Source organism: uncultured Planococcus sp. (genome assembly GCF_947501725.1).
Taxonomy (GTDB): domain Bacteria; phylum Bacillota; class Bacilli; order Bacillales_A; family Planococcaceae; genus Planococcus; species Planococcus donghaensis_C.
This window is the reverse complement of the sequence record NZ_CANMXD010000031.1, coordinates 1-1,402: the sequence shown is the minus strand read 5'-3', so window position 1 is coordinate 1,402 and position 1,402 is coordinate 1. Positions and strand designations below refer to the sequence as shown.

Here is a 1,402-nt window from a genome sequence, read left to right as displayed (position 1 = left end):
TGGTCTTCTGTCAATAAAGTGGACAGTGAAATATCTTTCTTTTTCTCCAAGAAACGCTATCGCGCTTCGCTTGATCGGGCGGCTTTAACCAACGGTTCGATATCGAACCGTTGGTTAAAGCTGCCAAACTGTTACGAAACTGATCGTTCCCCCATGGGGAATGAATGCTTCTTTTCATAGTTTTCCGGCGACAGGTAGCCGAGTGTAGAGTGACGTCTGCGTAAATTGTAGAAGACGTCGATGTAATGGCCGATGGCCTTTCGAGCTTCTTCCCGAGTCCGGAACCGGTTGCGGTAAATCAGCTCTTTCTTGAGGCTGGCGTGAAACGATTCGATGCAGGCATTGTCATAGGGATCGCCCTTGCGGCTCATGCTGATATTGAAATGGCTTTTTTTCAGACATTTAATATATTCGTCGGAACAATATTGAGAACCGCGATCAGAATGGTGGATGGCTTCTTCACCGGGATTTCGCATAAGCAGCGCATTTTGCAGTGCGTCGAGCGGCAGTTCGGTCTTCATCGTGACACCCAAACTCCAGCCGACAATTTTACGCGAGAAGAGATCCATTACACTCGCTAAATACAACCAACCTTCGAGTGTCCAGATATAGGTGATATCCGAAACCCAGACTGTATCCGGTTTATTTACCTTAAACTGACGTTCCAGGAGATTCGGATAAACGAACTGATTGTGGTTCGAATCCGTCGTCACTTGGAATTTTCGTTCCGGTAAGGCGCTTAGCCCCACTTCCTTCATGATGCGACCGACGGTCCGTTCGCATACGGCATAGCCCCACGTCTCGAGGTCTTTCACGATGCGCGGACTGCCGTATGTTCCATGACTTTCATGGTATGACTGGAAGATTTTCTGCACCAGTTCCTGTCGTCGCACCTGTCGTTTCGTCTGCTCACCACTGACTTGCAGACCACGCCATTTGTAGAAACCACTTTTGGCTACACCGAGCACTTTGCACATCTTCACCACGCTGTATTCGTCCACATGGTCCTGAATAAACGAATAGATTACGTACGGTCTTTCGCAAAGACATGCATGGCCTTTTTTAGAATTTCCAACTCTTCATCCCGTTCTTTCAGCTGGTGTTCCGCCTCCCGCAACTTTTTCTCCATCTCCGAAAAGGTGACCAACGGTTCTCCTGTAGGATTGGCCAATCGCTCCTGCTTTTTCCGGTATTCTCTTGCCCAATGGCGCACTGTTGTGGCACTCACACCGGTTTCATACGCCAGGTCTGTCGCTTTTCGTCCTTCCTCGATATGCAACTTAGCAATATGTTCTTTGAATTCGGGATCTCTATGTTTAGCCATGATTGACACGTCCTTTGATTTGGTAGTTTCAGTATGTCGAAAACCGTTTAGTCGTGTCCACTTTTAAGTCTAATCTCA

Annotated in this window: 2 protein-coding genes; both read right to left on the bottom strand. The window is 47.7% G+C overall.

What is annotated here, in order from left to right; genetic code table 11:
* Positions 1-131: 131 nt before the first annotated feature.
* Complete coding sequence (locus tag Q0785_RS20210; protein WP_298834610.1) at positions 132-1,001, bottom strand: IS3 family transposase; 870 nt, start codon at positions 999-1,001, stop codon at positions 132-134.
* Between the two features lie 23 nt (positions 1,002-1,024).
* A complete protein-coding gene (locus Q0785_RS20205) occupies positions 1,025-1,324 on the bottom strand; it encodes a transposase (protein WP_298834607.1) in 300 nt (99 codons plus the stop codon).
* Positions 1,325-1,402 lie beyond the last annotated feature (78 nt).

Bases quoted from the DNA above. Each gene is read 5' to 3' on its own strand.
- Q0785_RS20205 (WP_298834607.1), bottom strand. From the start codon at position 1,324: ATGGCTAAACATAGAGATCCCGAATTCAAAGAACATATTGCTAAGTTG.